Origin of the sequence: Streptomyces sp. NPDC000229 (assembly GCF_040300825.1) — a bacterium.
GTDB lineage: Bacteria > Actinomycetota > Actinomycetes > Streptomycetales > Streptomycetaceae > Streptomyces.
This window is the reverse complement of the sequence record NZ_JBEPEL010000067.1, coordinates 1-21,535: the sequence shown is the minus strand read 5'-3', so window position 1 is coordinate 21,535 and position 21,535 is coordinate 1. Positions and strand designations below refer to the sequence as shown.

The window sequence follows — 21,535 nt, the reverse complement described above, 5'->3', positions numbered from 1 at the left end:
GTCAGGTGTTGTCGGGTGCGGGGAGGTAGCCGAGAGTGCCGGCGGAGTCGACGACCCAGACCTCGCCGGGGTCGAGGACCAGATCGCGGATGGCTATCTCGGAGGCGCAGTGGTCGCAGCGGAAGAGACCGGAGACCGTCACCCCAAACGGGGCCTCGCTGCACTCGGCGCAGATGATCGTGATCACGGGTAACCTTTCGGGCAGGGCCGCCCCTCCCCGCTCCCTGTGGGGAGGGGCGGCCTCTTGCGCGGGGGTGGGGGTTACGCCTGTCGCTCGGCTTCGACCTCGGCGAGGATCGCGAGCAGCTCGTCACAGGCGGCGTACTCGGCGGGGCTGACGTGGCGCCATTCCTCGTCGGGGAGCATCTCGACCGGCAGAGACAGGGCCAGGCTCTCGGCGGTCTGGGCAAGGTTGCAGAGCATGTACCACTCCTGCGTGCCGGGGTCGTAGTCGTTGCGCCACGTGGTGACCTCTCGCGCGGTCTTGAGCACGTCGGCTACCAGGTTCTTGATCCTGTCGAACGCGATCGACTCGGCGTAGCGAATGGACGGTGGTCTCATGTTTACACTCCGTACTGTGAAAGGGATGGGGGTCAGGCAGACCAGAAGACGTGGATTCCGCCGAGGACCTCTTCGGCGTGCAGGCCGCCGCTGAACAGCTCCTCAGCCGCCCGCGTCCAGTCGATCGCGTTGAAGGGCCAGCGCGTCATGCGCTCCTTGTCCTCCTCGGAGGAGGTCATCTCGGCCCACTCCATCGCGTAGGCCGCTTCGTCCTCGTGGAAGCCCCGGTAGGCGTCGCGGAACTTGTCGACCCAGTGGGCCCGTTCGGACTGCTCACCGAACACCCCAACCCAGCAGGCGAAGGCTCCGGCCTCGTCCTCGCTCAGGTCCGACAGAGCCTCGGCGATCTCGGCCGCCTCGGACGGCGAGCATTCGCCGTCAAGGGCCCCACAGAACCCCTCGTGATCCATGACCCAGAGTTCCTCGTGAGAGGTCTCCCGCTTGTGCAGGTCGGCCGGGGTCACCAGATCGGCCGTGTCGGCGGAGTACCAATCGCCCACCAGGCGACCGGCGTTGTAGCAGGCCAGGCAGCCGATCCAAACTTGCGGGTCGACCTTGCGGACCGTGATCATGTGTCCTCGCTTTCGCGGTAGAGGTGGCCGCCCCTGCCCTCTCCCTGTGTGGGAAGGGGCGGCCGATGGGTGGGAGGTCAGGAGGAGAGGGCGGCTCGGCGGGGAGCAATGCGGCCCTGTCCGAGATCGGCGCGCTTACCGGCCTCGACGCCCTCTGTCCAGCCGGAGCCAGTCAGGCGCCGCACGGGGGCCGTGCGGATCTTCGGGTGCTCCCGCTTGAAGAGGGAGAGGACGGCCTCGGCTCGGTCGACGAGGACCAGCTCGGCGGAACGTCCGCCCGGCAGCGCCTCGGCCTCGGCGGCGGCCCGGCTCTCGGTGGTCTCAAGGCGCCGTGCGACAGCGATGCGGAAGCCGGACAGCCACGACTTCCGGTAGGCCGTGGTCGACTCCCCCGGCTGGGGGCGACCGTGCTTCATGCCGTTGTGGGCTTGAAGGAGGAGTGAGGTGTAGAGCATCTCCACGCGGTCGAGCGTCGAGGCGTGGCCGTAGATCTTGACGTGCTGGTAGTAGCGGCCGGTGAGGCGGTCGTACCGGCGCCACCGGACAGACCGGGCACCGATCGCGTCGGCTATCGACATCAGCAGGTTCGCGTTGTCGAGGATGTACGAGCCCTTGACGTCGATCGTGCGGGAGCCGAGCTTGTCCGACTCGGGGCGGGTCTCGGCGAGCATGGCGCGCTCGATGCCGTACTTCGCCATGAGGTCGGCCGCCTTCGCGAAGTACGCCTGCGCCTCCTCGGGGGTGGCGGCCGGGTCCTCGGCCTTGGCCAGGATGGAGCGGACCTTCGCGAGCCTGCTGTCTTCAGGCATGGGGGTAGCCATGTTGGAACCTTTCGGGGGTTCGATGCGGGCTGGCATCGTCAGGGGGTAGGCACCACCTACCGCCGACCTCCCTTCGGGAGGTTTCGCCTTTGCATCCGGTGAGGTCAGACGGCGAGCAGTTCCCAGCCGTCGAGGATGTGGCCGATGGCCGCCCCGTCCATGTGGGCCTTCGCTGCCGCCTCGCGCTCCTCGTACGTCGGCAGGTCAAAGCTCATGACCACCTGCTCGCGAGGGCTGACGTCGAGGGGCTCGAAGAACCCTGCGACCACCTCGTCACCGAACCGGAGAAGGAGAGAGACTGCGCCGCAGTCGGGGGCGAAGAAGGCGATCTTGTCGTCGGGCTCGATCATGGTTGGCTCGCTTTCGTGTGGGGGCCGCCCCTCCCACTCCCTGTCTGGGCAGGGGCGGCCAGTGAAGGTGAGGGGAGGGTCAGGCCGCTTCGGCGGGGACGAGACCCGCAGCACGCATCGCGTCGCGCACCTCGGTAAGCGCCGCCTTGACTTCCGCCAGGGCCTCGATGCGCTGCCCGCCCGCCTTGTACTGCCAGGACTGGAGCTTGAAGACCGGCGTATCGGTCGAGCCCTCGTAGCCACCGAGCCACTTCAAGATCGACCGGCGGTGCGCGAGGTCTGCCGCCTCGCGTCGGACCACGGCGGCCAAGAGGGTCTGCCAGTGGTGCTCGACCCAGAAGGCCGGGGTGTTCACCTGGTTCGTCAGCGCGGTACCGACGTGACCCGCGAGGCCCGACTCGTCGTCGTACTCATTGGCCAGGTTGTGAATCGAGCGGCTGCGGAACCGCTGGGCGGCGAGCCGCAGCTCCTCGCGGTCGGTCGACAGTGCGAGACAGACCACTCCGCGGTGACGGTCCACCATGCCGGCGGCAGCCTTGATCGCGTCGGAAAGGGTGCTCATGTGATCCTCGTGTTCAGGATGGATCGATGCGGGCTGGCATCGTCAGAGGGCAGGTACCGCCTGCCGCTGACACCCCGGAGGGGTGTTTCGCCTTTGCATCTGGGGGAGGCCGCCCCTCCCCGAGAGGGGGAGGTCAGGGAGGGACGGCGGTCGAGGGGGTCAGGCCCGGCGCAGGTCGCTGTTCGTCGTGACCTCCTGCACGGAGATCCCGTGCTCGTGCATCACGCCGCAGTCGTCCTCGCCGCACTCGCACTCTTCGCGGAGGATCTGTGCGTGCATCTCGGCGCAGCCCTGGGCGTACTGCCAGGCAGACCACAGCGAGGTGAATCGGGACTCGGCGTCGCGCTCGTATCCCTCGCGCTGCGTCACCAGGACTCGGCCGGTCGCCTGTGCTTCGACCTCCCAGAGGCCCACCAGGTCGCCGTTCTCACGCCAGACCCGGACCTCATGGTTCGGCTCGCACTCGCCCTCGAAGGTGCACCCGGAGCCGTCGCAGTAACCGGTGAAGCAGTGCCACGAGTTGGCCGGGTCGCAGTCTTCGTTGCGGCATGCTTCGCACTCGTGGGCGTTCATGATGTGCATCCCGCAGCACTCGCAGTCGTGCGCGCCCCGAATGATCTCCTGCGACTCGTCTTCGAGCAGCTCCCAGCCTTCGGGCACCCACTCGTCAACGTCGTCCGGCTCCTCGTCGAGGTAGTGGTCGATGTACGTCGTCTCGCCGTCCGCGTCCTCGACAATCAACATCAGGTAGTAGGTGGCGACAGAGGGGGCAACGATGGCAGCCATGTGTCCTCGCGTTCGAGAGAGGGGCCGCCCCTGCCCTCTCCCTGTGCGGGAAGGGGCGGCCGGGTCAATGTTTACACGCGGTGCTTAGAAGTCGACGGTCTCCACGAAACCGGCGTCCTCGTGCTCGGTGTCCTCGTTCTCGGCGAGCTGCGCTTCCAGCTCCTCGATCCGCTGACGCGCCTTGTCGTAGGCGTACGACACCTCGTCCAGCCGCATCCGCAGGTGGTAGGCGATGGTCAGCAGGTCGAACCGCTGCACATCCGGCTTCGCCAGGTTGACCGGCTGGACCCGCTTCGGGGCCTCCATCTGAGCGATCACCTCGGGGGTGACGAAGACGAACCCCCCGCAGTAGGAGCACCGCTCCTCGGCGTCCCGCTCGGACACCTCCGCCTCGTAGAAGGCGAAGTCGATGCACTGGTAGCACCTGAAATCGGTGTCCGACTTCTTGACTCCGACGCGCTTGCCGTACTCCCGGTCGGCGTCGCTGAACACGTACTCGGTCATGTGACCTGCTCTTTCGTGTCTCCGGGTCAAAGTTTACACTACCCGGATTCTTTCGCCGAACCGGTCTGGTTCGGCGTGGTCTCACCTTATCACGCTTGCCGTTCGGAGTTTCGCGTTTGGCCTGGTCAGCGGTAGGCACTCCCATTGTCCTACCGCCCGGACCATGTGGCCGGTTGCGCTACCCCTCCCGAACCTTGCGGTCCGTTCGGCGTGGCTACACCTTAACACGATTCCCGGTCCGTTCCGCAACCCCCTTGCGTGAGCTGCGGTTTCTCGGTTCTGCGTGCCATCCGTCCGCCCCGTTGCCGGGCCGTTCGTCGTGGTGTGGTCACACCTTAACACGACCGACCGGCCGCATCACAACCCCCCGTTTCTCGCCGCTCCCCTGGGGTGCCGCAGTCCTTAGCCTCTATACGCGCGGGCGCACCTGCCCGCTCTGGCCTGGTGTGTGCTGTGCGCCCTGCCTGACCCTGCCCTGTGCCCTTGCGTGCTCTCTGCCCTCTGTGTGCGCTGCTGTGCGCTGACGTGCCTATGCGTACTGACATGCGCTCTATGCATGCATGTGGTCAGGTGTGTCCGTTTGTGACCCTAGGCGGCCGGCCTGGTGCCTCAATGTCTGATTCACGCCCAAACGGCTGGCCTGGTCGACGTGCGTCGATTCGACCAGCCGTGGGCGGAGGGGTGGGGGTATGACCCCCTGGCGCCGCGCGCCCGAGCCGCCGGGTCTTAGCAGCTCGGATTCTGCCACGGTTCCAGGGTCGACGCGATCGCTAGCACCTACCCCGCTGTGCCGCAAGTTTCCGCAGGTCAGCACGCCTACGGCCACCCCGCAGGATGGCCGCCGGCACTACACGAGAATGGGGACTACGCGACCAGGCCGACGACGAGCGCGAGCGCGAGGACGGTGACCGATCCGGAGGTGATGTGGATGGCCGTCCGCAGGGCCGCGAACTTGCGGCGGGCAAGCTGCGAGCGTACGACGAGCTGCGCAGTGCGGCGGTCCGCGGCGAGGTCGGCGAGCACCTCGTCCGCGGTGCACTCGGCCCAGTGGAGGAAGGACCCCTGGGTCGCGTTGCCGATATGAGGACGCAGGACGAACAGCGTGACCAGCATCGCGGCGACCATGCCCGCTACCGCGATCCCGGCGAGAACGGTACCTACGACCGGCAGCTCGTGTCCGGGCAGCACCGCCACCAGGACGGCCAGCGGAATCCCGAGCGCCGTGAGCAACGCGGACGCCTTGCTGTCGGTCCGGGCGATCTCGGCCATCACCTCGGCGTGAGCTTGGGCGAGCCGGTCATCTGCGTTCGGCACGTCTACCCCTCGACGCGCAGGGACCGTCGCACCCGGTCCAGCCCAACGGCGCGGATGAGAAGTGCGGTGCCGACGCGGAATCCCTCCGGGCCGACGTTGATCACGGGCACGGGGTACGAGCCGCCTTCGGCCATGTGCAGACCCTCGGCCGGGTCCAGCCCGAGCACCTCCGATGCCTTGTCGAGGGTGACTGCCGGCGGCAACTCGTAGTCCGGCGCCGCGCCGTTCCCGTCGCCTCGTACGGCGAGGACTAAGTCGTCGAGGGGGTCCACGGCGGCCCGCATGATGGGCCGTTCGTCGCTCGTCATGACTCCCCGCCCTGCCTGTCTCGATGCCTCACGACGGCCGAAAGGATCTCCATGTCCAGCGCGTCCGCGACGCGCTCCATGTCGTCAGCGCTGAACGGGCGCTCGCGGTGTGCGCTGGCGATGTTCCGGATCATCTGGGCAACGGAGTGAGCCGAGAAGAGAGGCTCACCGGTCTCCGTGTTGATCAGAAACGGCAGGTTCAGCGGCACACTGCGCACGTCGTCGCTCATGCGTCCACGATAGCTGCGCTCGCCTGGGCGAAGTACGTCTTCACGTCTTCACGAAGAGGCGGCCGGCAGGCCGCCACAGTCGCAAGCCGTCTTCATGCTGTCCGCCCTCCGGGCGGCATCGCTCCTTCGCCGCTGCACTCCTTCGCCGTCGCCCTTCGGGCGCCGCCGGAGCGTGAGCGAGGTCACAGGCTTTCTCGTTTCCGAAAGCAAGATCATTTAGCGACTTCTAAGTGTAAGTACGTAAGTCGCAAGGCTCGCGAGGCTTGAGCCCCTAACGGGGCTCGCCTGCATGAAGACGCCGTACGTACAGCGCGAGTTGCAGGCTTGGCCCCGAAGGGGCCCCTGGTCGAAGACGGAAGACGCGAGTACGTACGTACGTCTTTCGCCCGAGGGGGTCTGCTTGAGACTCCTCGAACTCTGCGCTGGTTACGGCGGCTTGGGCATGGCTGTGGCCCCTCTCGTGAACGGCCGCGTCGTGTACGTGGCGGAGAGCGCGCCCGGCCCGAGCGCCGTCCTGGCCGAGAGATACCCGGACGCCCCCAACCTCGGCGACATCTGCGAGATCGACTGGGCTCAGCTCGTGGGCCAGGTCGACGTGATCACAGCGGGGTTCCCCTGCCAGGACATCAGCATTGCGGGGAACCGAATTGGCATACGAGGCGAGCGTTCTGGAGTTTGGGTCCACGTCGCTGAAGCAGTTCGCGTCATTCGACCGAAGCTCATCTTCTTGGAGAACGTCTCGAACCTCCGGACGCGCGGCCTCGAAGTCGTCGTCTCCGACCTGGCCGCGCTCGGGTATAGCGCGCGGTGGGTGTGCGTACGAGCTTCCGAAGCTGGTGCTCCCCACCTCCGTGACCGCTGGTTCTGTATCGCCACCCCTGAAGACGCCGACCGCGAACCTCGGCAGTAACGGCGGGCCCCGACCCCCGGCCGAGCGAAGGGCGGGCGGCCACGGTCCCACCCTCGATGACGAGGCGTCCTTCTCCCTCCCCTACTCGTGCGCGCTGCGCGAGGGCCGCGAGCCCGAGCCTGCGGTCGACGGCGCCCACTCCCCCGCTTCCTGGTGGGGCGAGTACCTCCCCGGCATTCGTCACTGGGAGGACGTGACCGGCCGGGCCGCTCCCCCGCCTACCGAGATCGGTCTTCAGGGCAGCCCGCGCGTCACCGCGCGATGGGTCGAGTGGCTCATGGGCCTGCCCGCCGGGCACGTCACCGACATTCCCGGCCTGACGCGCGGACAACAGCTCCAGATCCTCGGTAACGGCGTCGTCCCTCAACAGGCATCACTCGCGTTCGCAGCTCTCCTCGACCTGGGGGTGTAGATGCCGAACTGGTCCGAGTCGGACAGGCGCGAGCGTCTGCCGGCGGACTGGCCGAGAATCCGAATCCGCGTCCTGCGGCGGGACGGAAATCGCTGCACCGCCCGTGACCAGTACGGGAAGCGCTGCGAGGAAGTCGCAACGGACGTAGACCACATCGTGCCTGGTGACGACCATCGAGAAGCCAACCTGAGATCGCTCTGCGGGTGGCATCACCAGGCCAAATCGTCGCGCGAAGGCGCTCTCGCCCTGGCCGCGAAGCGCAAGCGCATGGATCGGCGGTTCCGCAGGACCGAGGGTCACCCCGGCCTGCTGTGAGCCGCAAGGGTCGATAGCTCAACTGGTAGAGCGCCGGTCTCCAAAGCCGGTGGCTGGGGGTTCGAGTCCCTCTCGGCCTGCATGGACATCTGGTCGTGGCTGTGGGTCGCATGGCTTGCGGCCTTCGGCGTCATCGAAGGAGTAGCTCTTGCACGAGACGACCGGGGAGACACCTTCTCCGAGCATGTCTGGAAGTGGTTCGGCATCGGACGACACGATGAACCTCGGCCTGCCGTCACGGGCTCAGTGCGACTGCGGCGTTTTGCTCTGCTCGCGTTCTGCGGCTGGCTGTCCGCTCACTTCCTGAGCGGCGGCGCGTTCTGATCTGACTCGAAGGAGGTGAGCCAGTGCCCGGCCCCGTACCCAACCGTGAAGCCGACCTGGCTCGCCCGCGCGAACGCAAGGGCAGCGACGTTCAGTCGGTGACGCGCGGCGTCGCCCGGCCCACGAAGGTGCCCAACGGCGACCGCTCCTGGCACCCGATCGCGAAGCGCCTGTGGGACTCCCTGAAGGAGTCCGGGCAGGCCGACTTCTACCAGGCATCTGACTGGGCCTTGGCCTACTCCCTCTGCGAAGACCTCTCCTTCTACAAGAAGTCGGGGAAGCGGTCGGGTCAGATGCTCCAGACCATCTACTCGGCCTTCGAGCGACTCCTCGTCGCCGAGGGCGACCGGCGCCGTGTGCGCATCGAACTGCATGAGCCCGAGCCCGAGGAGCAGTCCGCGGCTGTCCTCGCCATCGCCGATTACAAGAAGGATCTCGGACTCGCCGAATAGCTACGGGGGTGAGCCGCCATGATGAAGGCTCCCCCGAAGCTCACCGACGAGGAGATCGACGCCCTCGAACCGAGCTTCCTCGGCCCAACGTGGCTGCGGGAGCCGGACGGTTCGTGGAAGCTCCCCGAGCACACGCTCGGCTGGCAGATCGCCGGTTGGTGCGCCGAGTTCCTGAAGGCAGAGGACGGCGGCCCCTGGCGCTTCACGCGCGAGCAGCTCCGCTTCGTCCTGTGGTGGTACGCGGTCGACGAGACCGGCCGGTTCACCTACCGCAAGGGCGTCTTGCAGAGGCTCAAGGGCTGGGGCAAGGACCCCCTCTTGGCCGTGATTTCGCTTGTCGAGTTCGTCGGTCCGAGCCGCTTCTCGCACTGGGGCCCGGACGGGCAGCCGGTCGGCGTGCCCCACCCCCAGGCGTGGGTGCAGATTGCGGCCGTCAGCCGCGACCAGACCCGCAACACGATGACCCTGATGCCGAGCCTCATGAGCGACAAGCTCATCGAGACGTACGGCATCAAGGCCGGTGCCGAGCTGATCCGTGCGAACGGCGGCAGGCAGAGACTCGAAGCGGTCACCAGCTCGTTCCGCGCCCTCGAAGGCGGCCGAGTCACCTTCACCGTGCTCAACGAGACGCACCACTGGGTGACCGGCAACAACGGCGACCGCATGTACGAGACGATCGACGGTAACGCGACGAAGAAGGACTCGCGGTATCTGGCGATCACGAACGCTTACCTTCCCGGCGAAGACTCCGTGGCCGAGAAGATGCGCGAGGCGTACGAGAAGATCCTCGAAGGCCGCGCGGCCGACATCGGCTTCATGTACGACTCGATCGAGGCCCATCCGGCTACGCCCCTGACGCCCGAGGCGATCAGGATCGTGCTCCCGAAGATCCGCGGTGACGCGGTGTGGCTGCGGGTCGAGACAATCCTTCAGTCGATCCTCGACACGACCATCGCGCCCAGCCGCTCGCGGCGCATGTGGCTGAACCAGATCGTTGCGAGCGAGGACGCCCTCTTCGGCCCGGCCGAGTGGGATGTCCTGCGGGACGACGACAAGCAGCTCCAGCCCGGCGACGAGATCACGCTCGGGTTCGATGGCGGCCTCCGCGACGACAGCACAGCCCTGGTGGCTCTGCGCGTCAGCGACATGTGCGCCTTCGTGCTCGGCCTGTGGGAGAAGCCGGACGGCCCGCAGGGGAAGGACTGGGAAGTCCCCCGCGCCCAGGTCGACTCGGCTGTGCACGACGCCTTCCGCCTCTTCGAGGTGCAGGGCTTCTACGCCGACGTGGCGCTCTGGGAGTCCTACATCTCCGAGTGGTCGGCGGCGTACGGCGAGGGCCTGGCCGTGAAGGCGCCCGGCAAGGACGCGATCGGCTGGGACATGCGTACCAGCCTGAAGGCGTCGACCCTGGCGAACGAGCGCCTCATGAGGTCGATCTTCGACCGGAAGGTCTCCCACGACGGCGACCGCAAGCTCCGCCGGCACGTACTGAACGCGCGGCGCCGGACGAACAACTACGGGGTCAGCTTCGGCAAGGAAAGCCGAGAGAGCCCCAAGAAGGTCGACGCCTACGCCGCGCTCATGCTCGCGCACGAGGCCCTGTTCGACCTTCGCGCCCGAGGCAAGAAGGTCCGTAAGCGGACCGGCCGAGGGTTCTTCCTGTAGCGATGTAAAGATGAGACCCAAGGGTGGTGACCATGGCCGACCCCACGCCCGCCTCCCTGGCGGTGCAGCTCCTCGCCATCCTTGGCCGGGACAAAGACCGGCTGACCCGGATCGACAACTACCTCCACGGCAGGCATGACGACCCGTACATGCCCGCCATGGCTGACGACGAGTACCGGCTCCTCGCGAAGCGCGCGATCTCGAACTGGACGCCGCTTCTGGTCAACACCCCAGCGCAGGCCCTCTACGTGGACGGCTACCGCGCGGGTGATGACCAGGGCAAGGGCTCGGCTGCGGACCTCGCCTCCCCGCAGTGGGAGCACTGGCAGCGGTCCCGCCTCGACGCCCGCCAGTCGGCCATCTACAAGGGCGCATTGACGTACGGGCACGCGTTCACCCTGACCGAGCGGGTGAAGGGCAAGGTTCTGACGAAGGGCTTGTCCGCTCTCCGCACGTCCGCGCTCTACGAAGACCCAGCGAACGATGACACGCCCTATGCGGCGCTGACCGTCGTCACCTGGCCGGTCGCTGAATCCGCCGGCACCGCCCGCATGTGGGACGGCCGCTTCGAGTACGCGGTGCGGTTCAAGTCGCTCGACGACACGGACGGCGTGAGGGTCAGCAAGGGCAAGCGGCACGGCGCCTCGGAATGCCCAGTCACCCGCTTCGCCGCATCGGTCGACCTCGAAGGCCGCACGGTCGGCGTGATCGAGCCGATGATCCCGCTCCAGAACCGCATCAACCAGACGATCTTCGACTTGCTCCTCGCACAGTCCTACGGCTCCACGAAGGTCCGCACGGTGACGGGCATGGCCCCGCCGGTTCAGCGTGACCCGGAGACGGGCGAGGTCGTCTACGACGAGCAGGGCAACCCGATCCCCCTGCCCATCAACCACAACGCGAAGAGGTTTTTGTTCGCGGAGGACCCGGATGTAAAGTTTGGATCGCTGGACGAGACTCCGCTCGGCGGGTTCATCGACTCGATCGACATGAGCATCCGGCACCTCAGCGCCGTCGCGCAGGTCCCCCCTCATCACCTTTTGGGACAAATCGCCAACCTGTCGGCCGAAGCCTTGCAGGCCGCCGAGACGGCACTCTCCCGCAAGATCCAGGAGTTCCGGACCGTGTTCGGTGAAGCCTGGGAGAGAGTCTTCCGGTTGGCGGCCGAGCTGGAGGGCGCTGCCGGTATGGACGACTTCAAGGGCGAGGTCATCTGGCGCGACATGGAACAGCGTTCCCTCGCGCAGGCCGCTGACGCCCTGGGCAAGCTCAGGGAGCAACTCGGTATCCCCGCCAAGGGGTTGTGGAAACGCGTTCCGAACGTCACGCAAACCGAGCTGGACGAGTGGGACGACCTCGCAGACGAGGAAGACTCCGTAGGTCAGCTGGCTTCCGCGCTCACGCGGGCGACCGGCGAGCCTGAGCGGGTCACCGCGGATTCGGTGGCGGTGGCTGCGTAATGGCCCTGTCGAGGATGGTCGAGACCGACGAAGTCTCGGCCGCCTTCCACGTCGCGCTGACGGAGATCGGGGCCAGGACCACAGCCGAGGCCCTCGCCCTGTGGGCGGATGTCCCGGTTGAGCGGCGAGCGGCTACGGCTGGCGCCTGGCTCCGTAAGGCGATCACGCTGGTCATGAGCCGTCGCCGGCAGAGCCGGGATCTCGCGCGGGCCTACTACCGGCTCGCCCGAGCGCTCCAGACCGGCCGGACCGTCGTCGATCCGTACCACCCCGAACCGTCGTACGTGACCCTGGCGGACCTGCGCAGGGAGTTCGCCGAACTGGCGGGTACCTATGAGCCGCCCACTGAACAGGGGGGCGAGGCCGCGACCGTCGATGACGGGGAAGCCTCGCCCGCCCGGCCCGACGAAGACGACGAGGACGAACCCGACTGGGAGCGGGTCCTCGTCGAGGATCTCGAAGGGCTGCGCGAGGAAGAGGAGCGCATCGAGCGCCAGGCCGAGGCCGAGCTTCGGATCGCGCTGGAGGCCCTCGGCACCGCGAACCTCGACCGGCGCCTGACCGTCGAGGACGCCGACCCCAACGAAGCCCACCGCCAGGCGGGCGTACAGCAGGCCGCAGCCGCGTCCCGCGTCGCCATGAACGGCGCCAGGTCAACCAACTGGAACCACATGCGCCGCGACGGCCGCGCCCTCGGGTACGTACGCCTGTCGCGGACGGGCACCCCGTGCGGCTGGTGCGCCATGTTGATCAGTCGGGGCCCGGTCTACAAGAGCCGCGAGTCCGCGCTGTTCAACGACGGCGACAAGTACCACGACAACTGCAACTGCTACGCGATGCCGGTCTGGAACCGGGATCAGTACCAGTCGAGTGAGCTGACCGCGCTTTCGCGGCAGTACGAGGCCCTCTGGCCGGAGGTCACGAAGGGCCACAGCGGAAAGGCCGCGGTGACCGTATGGCGCCGCTTCATCCGCAGCAAGCAACGAGCCGCAGCCCTGGAGGCGCGGCAGTCCACCGACACAGCCCCGGAGGCGTGACGTGCCCGAAGAGAAGCCTGACGACAAGCCGACCGACGAGAAGCCCGGCGAGACTCCGCCCGAGCAGAAGCCGGACGACGAGCAGAAGCCGGACGACAAGGCCGGTGCCGGCGGCGAGTCCACCAACGAGGAAGACCAACTTCCCCCGTGGGCCCGCAAGGAGCTGGCCAAGGTCCGCAACGAGGCGGCCGGTTACCGCACTCGACTGCGAGACGCCGAGACGAAGCTCTCCGGAGCCAAGAGCCCGGAGGAGTTCGAGGCCGCCCTCGCCGAGGTGAAGCAGAAGAACGCGGAGCTGGAGCACTCCCTCGTCGTCGCGTCCGTGGCCCGGAAGTACGACCTCCCCGAGGAGCTGGCCGGACGCCTGCGCGGCACCACTCCCGAGGAGCTGGAAGCCGACGCGAAGGCCCTTCAGGCACTCGTCACCCCTGCCGCTCCTCCCGCCCTGGGAGGCGGCCTCACGCCGTCCGACGACGAGGACGACGGCGAGATGGACCCGCGCAAGCTCGCGCGGCGTTCACGGCGCTTCTAGCGCCCCCGATGACCCCCCTTACTCAACCCCCGTGCTGACTCGGCCGGGGGTTTCTTCATGCCCCCGGAGGTAGCTCCCTTGCCCACCCCTCAGCACCAGGTAGTCAAGCCGCAGAAGCTCGTCAATGCCGCAGTCGGCATGCTGGAGCAGGAACTCGTCATCCCGAACCTGTTCCAGAAGCAGGGCGTTGACCAGTTCAAGGGCGCCGAGAACGACACGATCTCGATGAAGGTCGAGGGAATCCTCCCGTTCCACGACTACGGGTGGAGGAACGACCGAACCTCGCCGATCGTCTTCGACGAGTACAGCGAGCGGACCATCGCTGTCACCTTCGGCGGGAACGTCTACTCGGCCGTCAAGCTCACCGACGAGCAGAACGACTTCGACATCGACAACTGGTCTAAGCTCCTGCGCCCGCAGTCCAAGGCGGTCGCTCGCGGTCTCCAGCGCCGGGCCGTCAACCTCCTGACCGGCCAGGCGTACAACGCCGTCATCGGCAACGCGGGGCAGAACCTTCGCGGCGCGCTCATCGAAGCCCGCCGGGTCCTGAACGCCTTCCACGCCCCGAAGGAGGGCCGTTACCTTCTGGTCGGTACCGAGTTCGAGTCGGCGCTCCTGAACGACGACAAGCTCAACCTCGCGCAGAACGTCGGCGACAGCGAGGCCGAGACCGCGCTCCGTACCGCCACCATCGGTGAGCGCTTCGGCTTCCGCATCGTGGTCGACCAGACCATCCCGGCGGATGCCGCGTACGCCTTCGCGTCCTCGGCGTTCATCTTCCTGTCCGGTGCCCCGAGCGTCCCGCAGTCCGTTCCCTACGGCGCGACCACCTCGTTCGAGTCCATCGCCCTGCGGTGGGTCCGCGACTACGACCCGCTCTACATGCAGGACCGCTCCGTCGTGAACACCTACGCAGGCTTCCGCTCGGTGACCGATGTCCTGGTCGGCTGGGACGCGGCGAACGAGAAGGAGATCGTTTCGACCGGCGAGCACTTCGTCCGGGGCATCAAGCTCACCCTCGACGGCGCCTCGAACTACCCGGCGGCCTCGTCCGAGCTGGCCAAGATCACCGGCGTCTCGGACGCGAAGGTGTGGACCCCGACCGGCATGAAGGCTGAGACCGACCCGGCCAACGCCTGATCCAGTCCGGCGGCCGTGTAAACATTGGACCTGCACGGTCGCCGGTCCTCGGCGAAAGGAGTCAGCTTGGCCTACGCCACGCTCGACGAGCTGAAGGGCCGTCTCGATTGGGAGCTGGACGCGGACGAGGAGCGCATCGCCTCGGGGGCGCTGGTGGATGCTTCGGAGCTTGCGGCCTCTTACGGCCGCGAGTGGCCCGAGGCCACGGCGCCCCGCCTGGTGAAGACGCTCGTTCTGAAGTCCACCGCGCGCTACATGCGCAACCCCAACGGCTACACACAGAGCCGGGCCGGTGACGAGACGCTGGCCTGGTCGGACGCTCACGGCCGAGACGCCGGCACCGTGTACTTCACCCGTGGGGAGATCCGTCTCCTCGAAGACCTCGCCGGGCGCAAGCGCGGCATCTACAGCGCGGCCGTCTCCGCCTGGGGTACGAAGCTCCCCCAGCGTGACGCGGCCGGGCACGTTCCCGTCGACTACAACGGCGACCCCTTCCCGTTCTTCAGCGACGGGGTGAGTCCCTGGTGAGTGTCCAGCGCAGACGAGGCCAGACGGCCCGCGTGTGGCGGACAAAGGAGCTGGTCGACAACCGGGGTAACACGGTGATCGCCGTGGACGAGGACAACCCCGTCACGGTCCGGGCCGCCTTCATCCCCCAGCGAAGCGGCAAGGCCGAGGTCCCCGGCCAGCAGCAGATCAACGTGACGCGCATGATCGTGGACGCCCATGTCGAGGGTGTCACCCTGTGGTCCCGCGTCGAGTACCAGGGCCGCATGTGGGACATCGTGACGCCGCCCGCCTACCACCACGGCGACCGCCGTACACGGCACTGGTCGATCGACATTAGGGAGCGACCCTGATGGCAGAGGTCTACAACACGGTCGCCGGCAAGAAGCTGGAGGAGTACATCGCCCGCATGCCCGGCGTACAGCGGTCACTCGACGAGGCCCGCTTCGAAGTCGCCGCGCGAGCCGAGGCCCTGCTACTCCAGCACCGCCAGGAAGGCCACGCGCACATCGACGTGGAAGACGGCCGGATCGACAAGTACGTGATCCTCGACGACGAGCGAGGCAAGGACGCCGCCCTGTCGATCGAGTACGGCCGCGCAGAGTCCATCGTCGTCAAGACGCGCAAGGACGGCACGAAGTACCTCGACGTGATCCCGGCCTCTGAGGGTCTGTTCATTCTGGCCCGCGCCGCGAACTTGCCCAAGAAGCGGAAGGGCAAGGTGCACCTCGACTGATGGCAGGACTCCCCGACCACATCAAGGCCATGGCGGAGCTGTCCCCCGTCGAGGATCTCCTTCTCGCCGTACTGCGCGAGGGCCTGCCCGGAATCCGGGTGAAGTCCCTCGTTGACCTGCACGAGACGTTCCCCCTGGTCCTGGTCCGCCGCGACCCGACATGGGGCGAGTGGCAGGGCGACACCCGCTTCACCGACGCCGCCCGCATCGTCGTCAACTGCTTCGCGCCCGACCCGAACGGGGACGAAGACGCGGCGATCCTCTCCGAGGCCGTGCGCGTCGTCCTGCGGGACGCCTGGCTGAACCAGAAGGTCTACCCGCGCAGGGGCCACATCATCCGCGTGGACCTGAACAGCGCACCGCGACGCGCTACGGACTGGGCGACCGCGACCGGCCCGGTTCAGTACGCCGACCTCCCTACGGGGATCTGGCGCTACGAGTCGATCTACGACGTGCAGATCCGCAAGCCGCGGACTCGCCCCTACACCCCCTAACAGCCCCTTCACGCAAGGCCCGGACCCCATCTCGGGGTGCCGGGCCTTTGTCGTGCGCGAGTAAGGATGCAGCCTCTTGGCGATCAACGACAACGCGACCCTTGTCGTAGGCAGTGGCAACTACCTGACGGCCCCTGTCGGGACGAACATGCCGGCGGATCTCCTGACCCCGGTCAGCCCGTGGCAGAACGTCGGACACACCTCCCTGGAAGACATCTTCGGCATCACGTCCGAGGGTGGCGAGGCGACCACCATCGGGTCGCTTCAGAACAAGTCCCTCCGCACCAAGTACAGCGCGCGGACCGAGACCATGACGTTCACGCTCCAGCAGTTCGATACCGCTGCGCTCAAGCTGTACTTCGGCGCCAACGCGCCGATCCTGCCGGACGGTTCGGTCGGTGTCCCCACGGACCCGCAGCCGACGCAGGCGGCCTTCATGGCGATCTTCATCGACGGCGACAACCACTTCGCCTTCTACGCCCCGCGCGCCGAGATTTACCGCGCGGACGACATGGCCATCTCCGACACGGAGTCCCTCGCCGGTCTGCCGCTCGGCGTCAAGCCGATGGCCTACGGCAACAACGTCTGGACGTACGCGATCACGCCTCTGGGTGGCGTCCTCGCGACCGGCGCTTCCGCCGGCACGCCTGGCGCCTTCAGCCCGGCTGGCGCTGTCGCCCCGGAGAACCTCGCCGCCATGTCCGGTGTCATCGCCACCCCGACGAGCGCGTGGACCACCGGTCAGCACGTCGTCCTCGGCGACGGCTCGAAGGCGTACTGGAACGGCACTACCTGGGTGGCTGGTCAGGCCGCCTGATAGCTCCCGGCGCGGGTGTGATGCGGACCCGCCCGCGCCGGGCTCCCCCCTTCTCTCTCAGGTCCGCAGTTCCTTTCCTGTCTTCTCACTCCGGAGGTCCGCACCCCCATGGCTTCTTTCTCCCTCGACGACATCCGCGCCGCCGCTGAGCGCAAGTACGGCTCGACCGACATCACCTTCGGCGAGGACGTTGTCCGTCTGCTCAACCCGCTCCGCCTGCCGAAGACCCGGCGTGACGCGCTCCTGTCCCTTCAGGAAGAGATGGGCAAGGAGGACACCGACCAGGCCGAGCTTCTGGCCCAGGCCATCCGCACCATCGCGGAGTCGGAGAAGGCCGCCGACAAGCTCCTCGAAGCCGTGGACGGTGACCTCGCGATCCTCGCCGAAATCTTCGGCCACTACGGCGAGAGCACTCAGGTGGGGGAAGCCTCGGCCTCGCAGGACTGATCGACGAGTACGGAGAGGGCCTGTACCCGGACCTGCTTTTCCATTTCGGCGTCGATCTCGCCGACGTGGTAGCGGGCCGGGGGCCTTCCCCTGCGCTCGTCCTTCTGCTCGTGCAGAGGCTTCCCGACACGTCGCTCACTGTCGCTCTGGCGTCTGGCGGTCGTGAGCATTTCGGCTGGGGTCAGGACCGGCATTTGACCGCTGACCTCTTTGACGCCCTCAACCAAAACACCAGGGCGACCGGCCAGTGGGGTAAGGGCAAGGCTCCGAAGATTCCGGCCTATCCGAGGCCAAAGGCGACCAAGGCCGAGAAGAAAAAGGACAAGGCCAAGAAGCCGCGGACCGTCGCGGAGATTTACAAGCACTTCCAGCGGAGGTAAGCCCGTGGCGTCGGAACCGAATATCGTCGGTCGCATTGCGGTCAAGGTCATGCCGGACACGTCCGGCTTCAAGCAAGACCTGAAGACCAAGCTCGAAAAGATCGAGAACGATCTCGCGATCACGATTCGGACGAAGGCCGACGCTGCCGGCGCCCGCTCCGATGTCCTTCAGGCCGTGCGCGACATCAACCGGGACAACAAGTCGACCGACTCCCGGAAGATCCGCTTCTTCACGAAGCTCGACCTGACCGGCATGTCGTCGGAGGTCAAGAAGGCCGCACAGGCGTACCAGCAGCGGGCGAACCAACACCGCATCACCTTCCGGGCCTCCGGTCAGCAGATGATCCAGGAGGCCCGGCGGGTCCGCCAGGGCGCCGACCAGGAATTGTCGGACCTGAGTCTCGGGGTCAACCTCGACTCGCAGGCGTCGGTGTCCAAGGCGATATCGAAGGTCCGGGCCGCGCTCGACGAACTCGCCCAGACCGACATCGACATCGACATCAACGCGGACTCCCTGAACGCGGCCGTCGACATGTTCGAGGATCGCCTCGGCGAGATCGCGCACATCAACCTGCGCGTCGACAAGGACTCTCAGTCCTCGGTGAAGTCGGCCATCGCCCAGATCGACCGGGAGCTTTCCGACCTTCGGGCCGTGAACGTGAAGGTCAAGCTCGACGAGGCGTCCCTCGAAGCGGAGAAGGAGCGGCTCGAAAAGCTCCTCCGCCTGGAGATCGGCTTCAACCCCCGCTCGACGAACTCCGTCAAGGCCGCTATCGCGAAGATTGACGCCGAGCTGGAGAAGTTCAAGGAGATCGACCTCTCGGTCCAGATGGACGAGGCGTCTCTCCTGAAGGCGCGCAAGCGCCTCGAAAAGCACCTGACCCTTGACCTGACCGTCGACAAGAAGTCGATGTCTTCCGTCGAGGGCGCGTTGAAGCAGATCGAAGACCAGCTCGCCGAGATGGGCCGGGAAGAGATCAAGGTCAAGATGGACCGGCGTTCTCTCCTGACCGCCCAGGCCCAGATGAAGGCCATTCTCGAAACCGAGATCCAGGCCAAGGTCACCGCGGATCGCGAGGCCGCCCAGAAGGCGCGCGACGAGATCCAGGCCCAGATGGACGCGCTCAAGGTCCGGCCAAAGCTCGACGAGCAGATGGTCGCCCAGACGAAGCGGCAGCTCGAAGCATCCTTCGAGCAGATGCGGGAGCTGAAGGCGAAGATCACTCCCGAGCTGGACGCGATGGAAAAGCGCAAGGTCGAGCGGGACATCGAAGACCTTCAGGAGAAGATCGACGGCCTCAAGGCCACGATCGAGCCCGAAGTCTCCCGTACCGGCATCCTCGCGACGCTCGCACACATGGCGACCCTCTCGCGGGACCGGATCGTCGAGCTGGTCCCGCGCGTGCAGCTCTCGGCAGCCGCGACGGCTACGGCGATGCTGCAAGCCCTGTCGGGCGCCCGCGTCCTGGGCGACATGTTCGAGCGCCTTGGCAACTCGATCAAGAACCTCGACAAGAACGCGCCGATCATCGGCACCCTGGCGACCGCGATAGCGGGCCTGTCGGCGTGGGGTATCAGCGCGGCCTCGAACCTGTTCACGATGTCCGCCTCGCTCGCGCAGATCGGGGCAACGTCCCTCGCTCTGCCCGGAATTCTCGGCGGAATGGCGATCGGCCTGGGTGTCACGGTCGCCGCCTTCAAGGACTTCAACAAGGTTCTTCCCGAGGTCAAGGGGAAGTTCTCCGAACTCCAAAACCTGATCAGCAACAACTTCTGGGACAAGGCCAAGGCGCCGATCCGGGAGCTGATCAATTCCCTTCTGCCCGAGCTTGAGGCCGGGTTCGGGAAGACCTCCACACAACTCGGCTCATTCTTCGGCGGCTTCGCCACCGCCATTCAGTCGACCGTCGGCCCTGCGCTGGGCGGCATGTTCGACGACCTCTCGAAGTCGATCGAGATCGCCACGGGCGGCACTGCCACCTGGGCGAACATGATCAAGATTCTGGGAACGGTCGGCGCAGGGTATCTCCCCCAGCTCGCGCAGTGGTTCGTGGATGTCTCCGAAAAGGCGAACGCCTGGATGGAGAGGAAGGGCGAGTCCGGCCTCAAGCAGGAGATCGACCAGGGCATCCAAGCTCTGAAGGATCTCGGCGGAATTCTGTACGAGGTCGGCGGCATCTTTGCCGGTATCTCTCGCGCAGCCACCGAGGCTGGCGGTTCCACGCTCGGAATGATCCGAAGCACCCTTGCCGGGATTCACACGGCTATCGACAGCTCTGGCGTCCAAGACGCAATGCGGATGCTGTTCTACGCCGCGCACCTGGCGATCGAGGAAATCGGAATCGTCGGCGGCGCCAACCTGAAGGCGTTCCTGGGAGAGTTCGTCGGTCTCCTGACCAGCGTCCTCCCGCAGGTCGGCAACATCATCGGCACGGCTGTGGGCGCCATCGCTGCCGCGCTGAATCAGCCGGCGGTAACCGAAGGCATCCGGGCCGTCTTCGACGGCATGCAGCAGGCGGTGTGGGCCCTCGCCCCGGCGATGGAGCCGCTCGGTGCTGCGTTCGGCGGCCTCCTGACCCTGGTCGGCTCGTTCCTGACGATGCTCGGCCCGCTGGTCGCGGCTGTCCTGACGCCTCTGTCCGAGGCGTTCACGATGCTCGTCCCCGCGATCGAGCCGCTGATCGGACTCCTCGGGGAGGCACTGGGCGGCGTTGTCGCCGCGCTGGCCCCGCTGATTATGGCCGTGGTTACGGCCGTCGTTCCGCTGATCGACGCGCTCGTTGCGGGCCTGACGCCGATCATCCCCATCCTGACCGCGGCTTTTGCCACGATGTCGGCCGCCCTTCAGCCGGTCATCGAAATCCTCATGGCGATTCTGTCGGCTGCAATTCTGCCGCTCATCCCGGTTGTGCAGCGCCTCGCCGCCGAATTCCTTCCGAAAATCTCCGAGGCTTTCGCCAAGGTGATGGAAGCCGTTCAGCCTCTCCTGGAAAAGCTGAAGGCTGTAGTCGACTTCATCATGCCGATCCTGGTACCGGCGATCGAGTGGCTGGCAGGAATTCTCCTCGACTCGTTGGTTGGGGCGCTGGAAGGCGTCGCGACTTTCTTCGAGGGCACGTTCGACCTGATCATGGGCGTCTGGAACACCTTCGCCGGTCTTTTCACCGGGGACTGGGGCCGGATGTGGAACGGCATCAAGCAGATCGGTTCCGGCATCTGGGGCATTATCAAGGGCGCCTTCATGGTGTTCATCAATGTCGGAATCCTGGGTGTCGGCAAGAAGATTCTGGCCGGGCTGAAGTCCCTCTGGGACAACATCTGGAACGGCATCAGGGGAACCGCGCTCTCGATCTGGGCTTCGATCAAGACGAACTGGTCGACGTTCATCGCGAACTTGAAGGCTGCGCCTGGCGAGGCTCTCCGAGCCATCGTGAAGTTCTTCGGTGATTGCTGGAAGACGATCAAGTCCGAGGCGGGTACCGCCTGGGAAGCGGTCAAGAAGGTCTTCAAGGAGAAGATCGACGACTGCGTGAAGTTCGTAAAGGACATCCCGAAGAACGTCAAGCAGATTTTCTCCGACGCGAAGTCTCTGCTTCTCGACGCCGGCAAGAAGATCATCACCGGTCTGATCGACGGCCTCAAGAGCATGTTCGGTTCGGTCAAGAGCACGCTCGGCGACCTGACGAGCAAGCTCACGGACTGGAAGGGCCCGGCCCCGAAGGACGCCAAGCTCCTTTACGACGCCGGTCGCCTGATCATCTCGGGTCTGATCAAGGGTCTGGAATCCCAGTACGACAGCGTCAAGAAGTCGCTGCAAGAGCTGACGGCGAAGATTCCGAAGAACGCCTCGAAGGGCCTGAAGGACCGGATCAACAAGGACCGGACTCAGCTTCTCAAGC

The 21,535-nt window shown here is 66.5% G+C and carries 28 protein-coding genes and 1 tRNA gene; 18 read left to right on the top strand and 11 right to left on the bottom strand.

What is annotated here, in order from left to right:
- Window position 1: 1 nt before the first annotated feature.
- The 11 genes from ABT360_RS26645 to ABT360_RS26595 all read right to left on the bottom strand — a co-directional run bounded on the left by ABT360_RS26645 (window position 2) and on the right by ABT360_RS26595 (window position 6,008).
- Entirely contained in the window at window positions 2–187 is a 186-nt protein-coding gene (locus ABT360_RS26645) for a hypothetical protein (protein ID WP_351821510.1), read from the bottom strand.
- A 74-nt stretch (window positions 188–261) separates the two neighbouring features.
- The gene (locus ABT360_RS26640) at window positions 262–561 is read right to left on the bottom strand and encodes a hypothetical protein (RefSeq protein WP_351821508.1); all 300 of its coding nucleotides are present in this window, start codon (window positions 559–561) and stop codon (window positions 262–264) included.
- A gap of 32 nt (window positions 562–593) precedes the next feature.
- Window positions 594–1,133, bottom strand: coding sequence for an antirestriction protein ArdA (locus ABT360_RS26635; RefSeq protein WP_351821505.1), 540 nt, complete (start codon window positions 1,131–1,133; stop codon window positions 594–596).
- 77 nt (window positions 1,134–1,210) lie between these two features.
- Window positions 1,211–1,954: a DUF2786 domain-containing protein gene (locus ABT360_RS26630; RefSeq protein WP_351821502.1), complete on the bottom strand. Its 744-nt coding sequence runs from the start codon at window positions 1,952–1,954 to the stop codon at window positions 1,211–1,213.
- 104 nt (window positions 1,955–2,058) lie between these two features.
- Complete coding sequence (locus ABT360_RS26625) at window positions 2,059–2,304, bottom strand: hypothetical protein (RefSeq protein ID WP_351821499.1); 246 nt, start codon at window positions 2,302–2,304, stop codon at window positions 2,059–2,061.
- A gap of 79 nt (window positions 2,305–2,383) precedes the next feature.
- Window positions 2,384–2,866, bottom strand: coding sequence for a hypothetical protein (locus ABT360_RS26620; protein ID WP_351821496.1), 483 nt, complete (start codon window positions 2,864–2,866; stop codon window positions 2,384–2,386).
- Window positions 2,867–3,025: 159 nt separating this feature from the next.
- On the bottom strand, window positions 3,026–3,652 hold the full coding sequence (locus ABT360_RS26615; RefSeq protein ID WP_351821493.1) for a hypothetical protein: 627 nt from the start codon (window positions 3,650–3,652) through the stop codon (window positions 3,026–3,028).
- Window positions 3,653–3,736: 84 nt separating this feature from the next.
- Window positions 3,737–4,156, bottom strand: coding sequence for a hypothetical protein (locus ABT360_RS26610; RefSeq protein WP_351821490.1), 420 nt, complete (start codon window positions 4,154–4,156; stop codon window positions 3,737–3,739).
- An 864-nt stretch (window positions 4,157–5,020) separates the two neighbouring features.
- Entirely contained in the window at window positions 5,021–5,470 is a 450-nt protein-coding gene (locus tag ABT360_RS26605) for a Pycsar system effector family protein (RefSeq protein ID WP_351821487.1), read from the bottom strand.
- Between the two features lie 2 nt (window positions 5,471–5,472).
- On the bottom strand, window positions 5,473–5,778 hold the full coding sequence (locus ABT360_RS26600) for a hypothetical protein (protein ID WP_351821484.1): 306 nt from the start codon (window positions 5,776–5,778) through the stop codon (window positions 5,473–5,475).
- Complete coding sequence (locus ABT360_RS26595) at window positions 5,775–6,008, bottom strand: hypothetical protein (protein ID WP_351821481.1); 234 nt, start codon at window positions 6,006–6,008, stop codon at window positions 5,775–5,777. Before ABT360_RS26595 ends, ABT360_RS26600 begins: the two co-directional genes overlap by 4 nt.
- A 400-nt stretch (window positions 6,009–6,408) precedes the next feature.
- Between ABT360_RS26595 and ABT360_RS26590 the strand changes: the two genes are divergently transcribed.
- The 18 genes from ABT360_RS26590 to ABT360_RS26505 form a co-directional block, all read left to right on the top strand.
- Window positions 6,409–6,918 (top strand): DNA cytosine methyltransferase, encoded by a 510-nt coding sequence (locus tag ABT360_RS26590; RefSeq protein WP_351821478.1) that lies wholly within the window; start codon window positions 6,409–6,411, stop codon window positions 6,916–6,918.
- Window positions 6,860–7,330 (top strand): DNA (cytosine-5-)-methyltransferase, encoded by a 471-nt coding sequence (locus tag ABT360_RS26585; protein WP_351821475.1) that lies wholly within the window; start codon window positions 6,860–6,862, stop codon window positions 7,328–7,330. The genes ABT360_RS26590 and ABT360_RS26585 overlap by 59 nt, the downstream gene beginning before the upstream one ends.
- A gap of 322 nt (window positions 7,331–7,652) precedes the next feature.
- A tRNA-Trp gene (locus tag ABT360_RS26580) sits at window positions 7,653–7,725 on the top strand.
- A 1-nt stretch (window position 7,726) separates the two neighbouring features.
- A complete protein-coding gene (locus ABT360_RS26575; protein WP_351821472.1) occupies window positions 7,727–7,969 on the top strand; it encodes a hypothetical protein in 243 nt (80 codons plus the stop codon).
- Window positions 7,970–7,992: 23 nt separating this feature from the next.
- Window positions 7,993–8,421 (top strand): phage terminase small subunit, encoded by a 429-nt coding sequence (locus ABT360_RS26570; RefSeq protein WP_351821469.1) that lies wholly within the window; start codon window positions 7,993–7,995, stop codon window positions 8,419–8,421.
- Window positions 8,422–8,439: 18 nt separating this feature from the next.
- The gene (locus ABT360_RS26565; protein WP_351821466.1) at window positions 8,440–10,086 is read left to right on the top strand and encodes a terminase; all 1,647 of its coding nucleotides are present in this window, start codon (window positions 8,440–8,442) and stop codon (window positions 10,084–10,086) included.
- A gap of 32 nt (window positions 10,087–10,118) precedes the next feature.
- Window positions 10,119–11,546, top strand: coding sequence for a phage portal protein (locus ABT360_RS26560; RefSeq protein ID WP_351821463.1), 1,428 nt, complete (start codon window positions 10,119–10,121; stop codon window positions 11,544–11,546).
- Window positions 11,546–12,583 carry a VG15 protein gene (locus ABT360_RS26555; RefSeq protein WP_351821460.1) on the top strand — a complete coding sequence of 346 codons (1,038 nt, stop codon included), beginning with the start codon at window positions 11,546–11,548 and terminating at the stop codon, window positions 12,581–12,583. The genes ABT360_RS26560 and ABT360_RS26555 overlap by 1 nt, the downstream gene beginning before the upstream one ends.
- A gap of 1 nt (window position 12,584) precedes the next feature.
- Entirely contained in the window at window positions 12,585–13,115 is a 531-nt protein-coding gene (locus tag ABT360_RS26550) for a hypothetical protein (RefSeq protein ID WP_351821458.1), read from the top strand.
- A 78-nt stretch (window positions 13,116–13,193) separates the two neighbouring features.
- Complete coding sequence (locus tag ABT360_RS26545; protein WP_351821456.1) at window positions 13,194–14,255, top strand: hypothetical protein; 1,062 nt, start codon at window positions 13,194–13,196, stop codon at window positions 14,253–14,255.
- A 66-nt stretch (window positions 14,256–14,321) separates the two neighbouring features.
- Window positions 14,322–14,783: a hypothetical protein gene (locus ABT360_RS26540; RefSeq protein ID WP_351821453.1), complete on the top strand. Its 462-nt coding sequence runs from the start codon at window positions 14,322–14,324 to the stop codon at window positions 14,781–14,783.
- Window positions 14,784–14,866: 83 nt separating this feature from the next.
- Window positions 14,867–15,115: a phage head-tail adapter protein gene (locus ABT360_RS26535; RefSeq protein ID WP_351821450.1), complete on the top strand. Its 249-nt coding sequence runs from the start codon at window positions 14,867–14,869 to the stop codon at window positions 15,113–15,115.
- Window positions 15,115–15,498 (top strand): DUF5403 family protein, encoded by a 384-nt coding sequence (locus tag ABT360_RS26530; RefSeq protein WP_351821448.1) that lies wholly within the window; start codon window positions 15,115–15,117, stop codon window positions 15,496–15,498. Before ABT360_RS26535 ends, ABT360_RS26530 begins: the two co-directional genes overlap by 1 nt.
- Window positions 15,498–15,992, top strand: coding sequence for a hypothetical protein (locus ABT360_RS26525; RefSeq protein WP_351821445.1), 495 nt, complete (start codon window positions 15,498–15,500; stop codon window positions 15,990–15,992). Before ABT360_RS26530 ends, ABT360_RS26525 begins: the two co-directional genes overlap by 1 nt.
- A gap of 76 nt (window positions 15,993–16,068) precedes the next feature.
- Window positions 16,069–16,809 carry a phage tail tube protein gene (locus ABT360_RS26520; RefSeq protein WP_351821442.1) on the top strand — a complete coding sequence of 247 codons (741 nt, stop codon included), beginning with the start codon at window positions 16,069–16,071 and terminating at the stop codon, window positions 16,807–16,809.
- 108 nt (window positions 16,810–16,917) lie between these two features.
- Entirely contained in the window at window positions 16,918–17,256 is a 339-nt protein-coding gene (locus ABT360_RS26515) for a phage tail assembly protein (protein WP_351821439.1), read from the top strand.
- Window positions 17,257–17,450: 194 nt separating this feature from the next.
- Entirely contained in the window at window positions 17,451–17,636 is a 186-nt protein-coding gene (locus tag ABT360_RS26510; protein ID WP_351821436.1) for a hypothetical protein, read from the top strand.
- A gap of 4 nt (window positions 17,637–17,640) precedes the next feature.
- Window positions 17,641–21,535, top strand: a 3,895-nt coding sequence (locus ABT360_RS26505) for a hypothetical protein (protein WP_351821432.1), incomplete at its 3' end; no start/stop codon positions are given.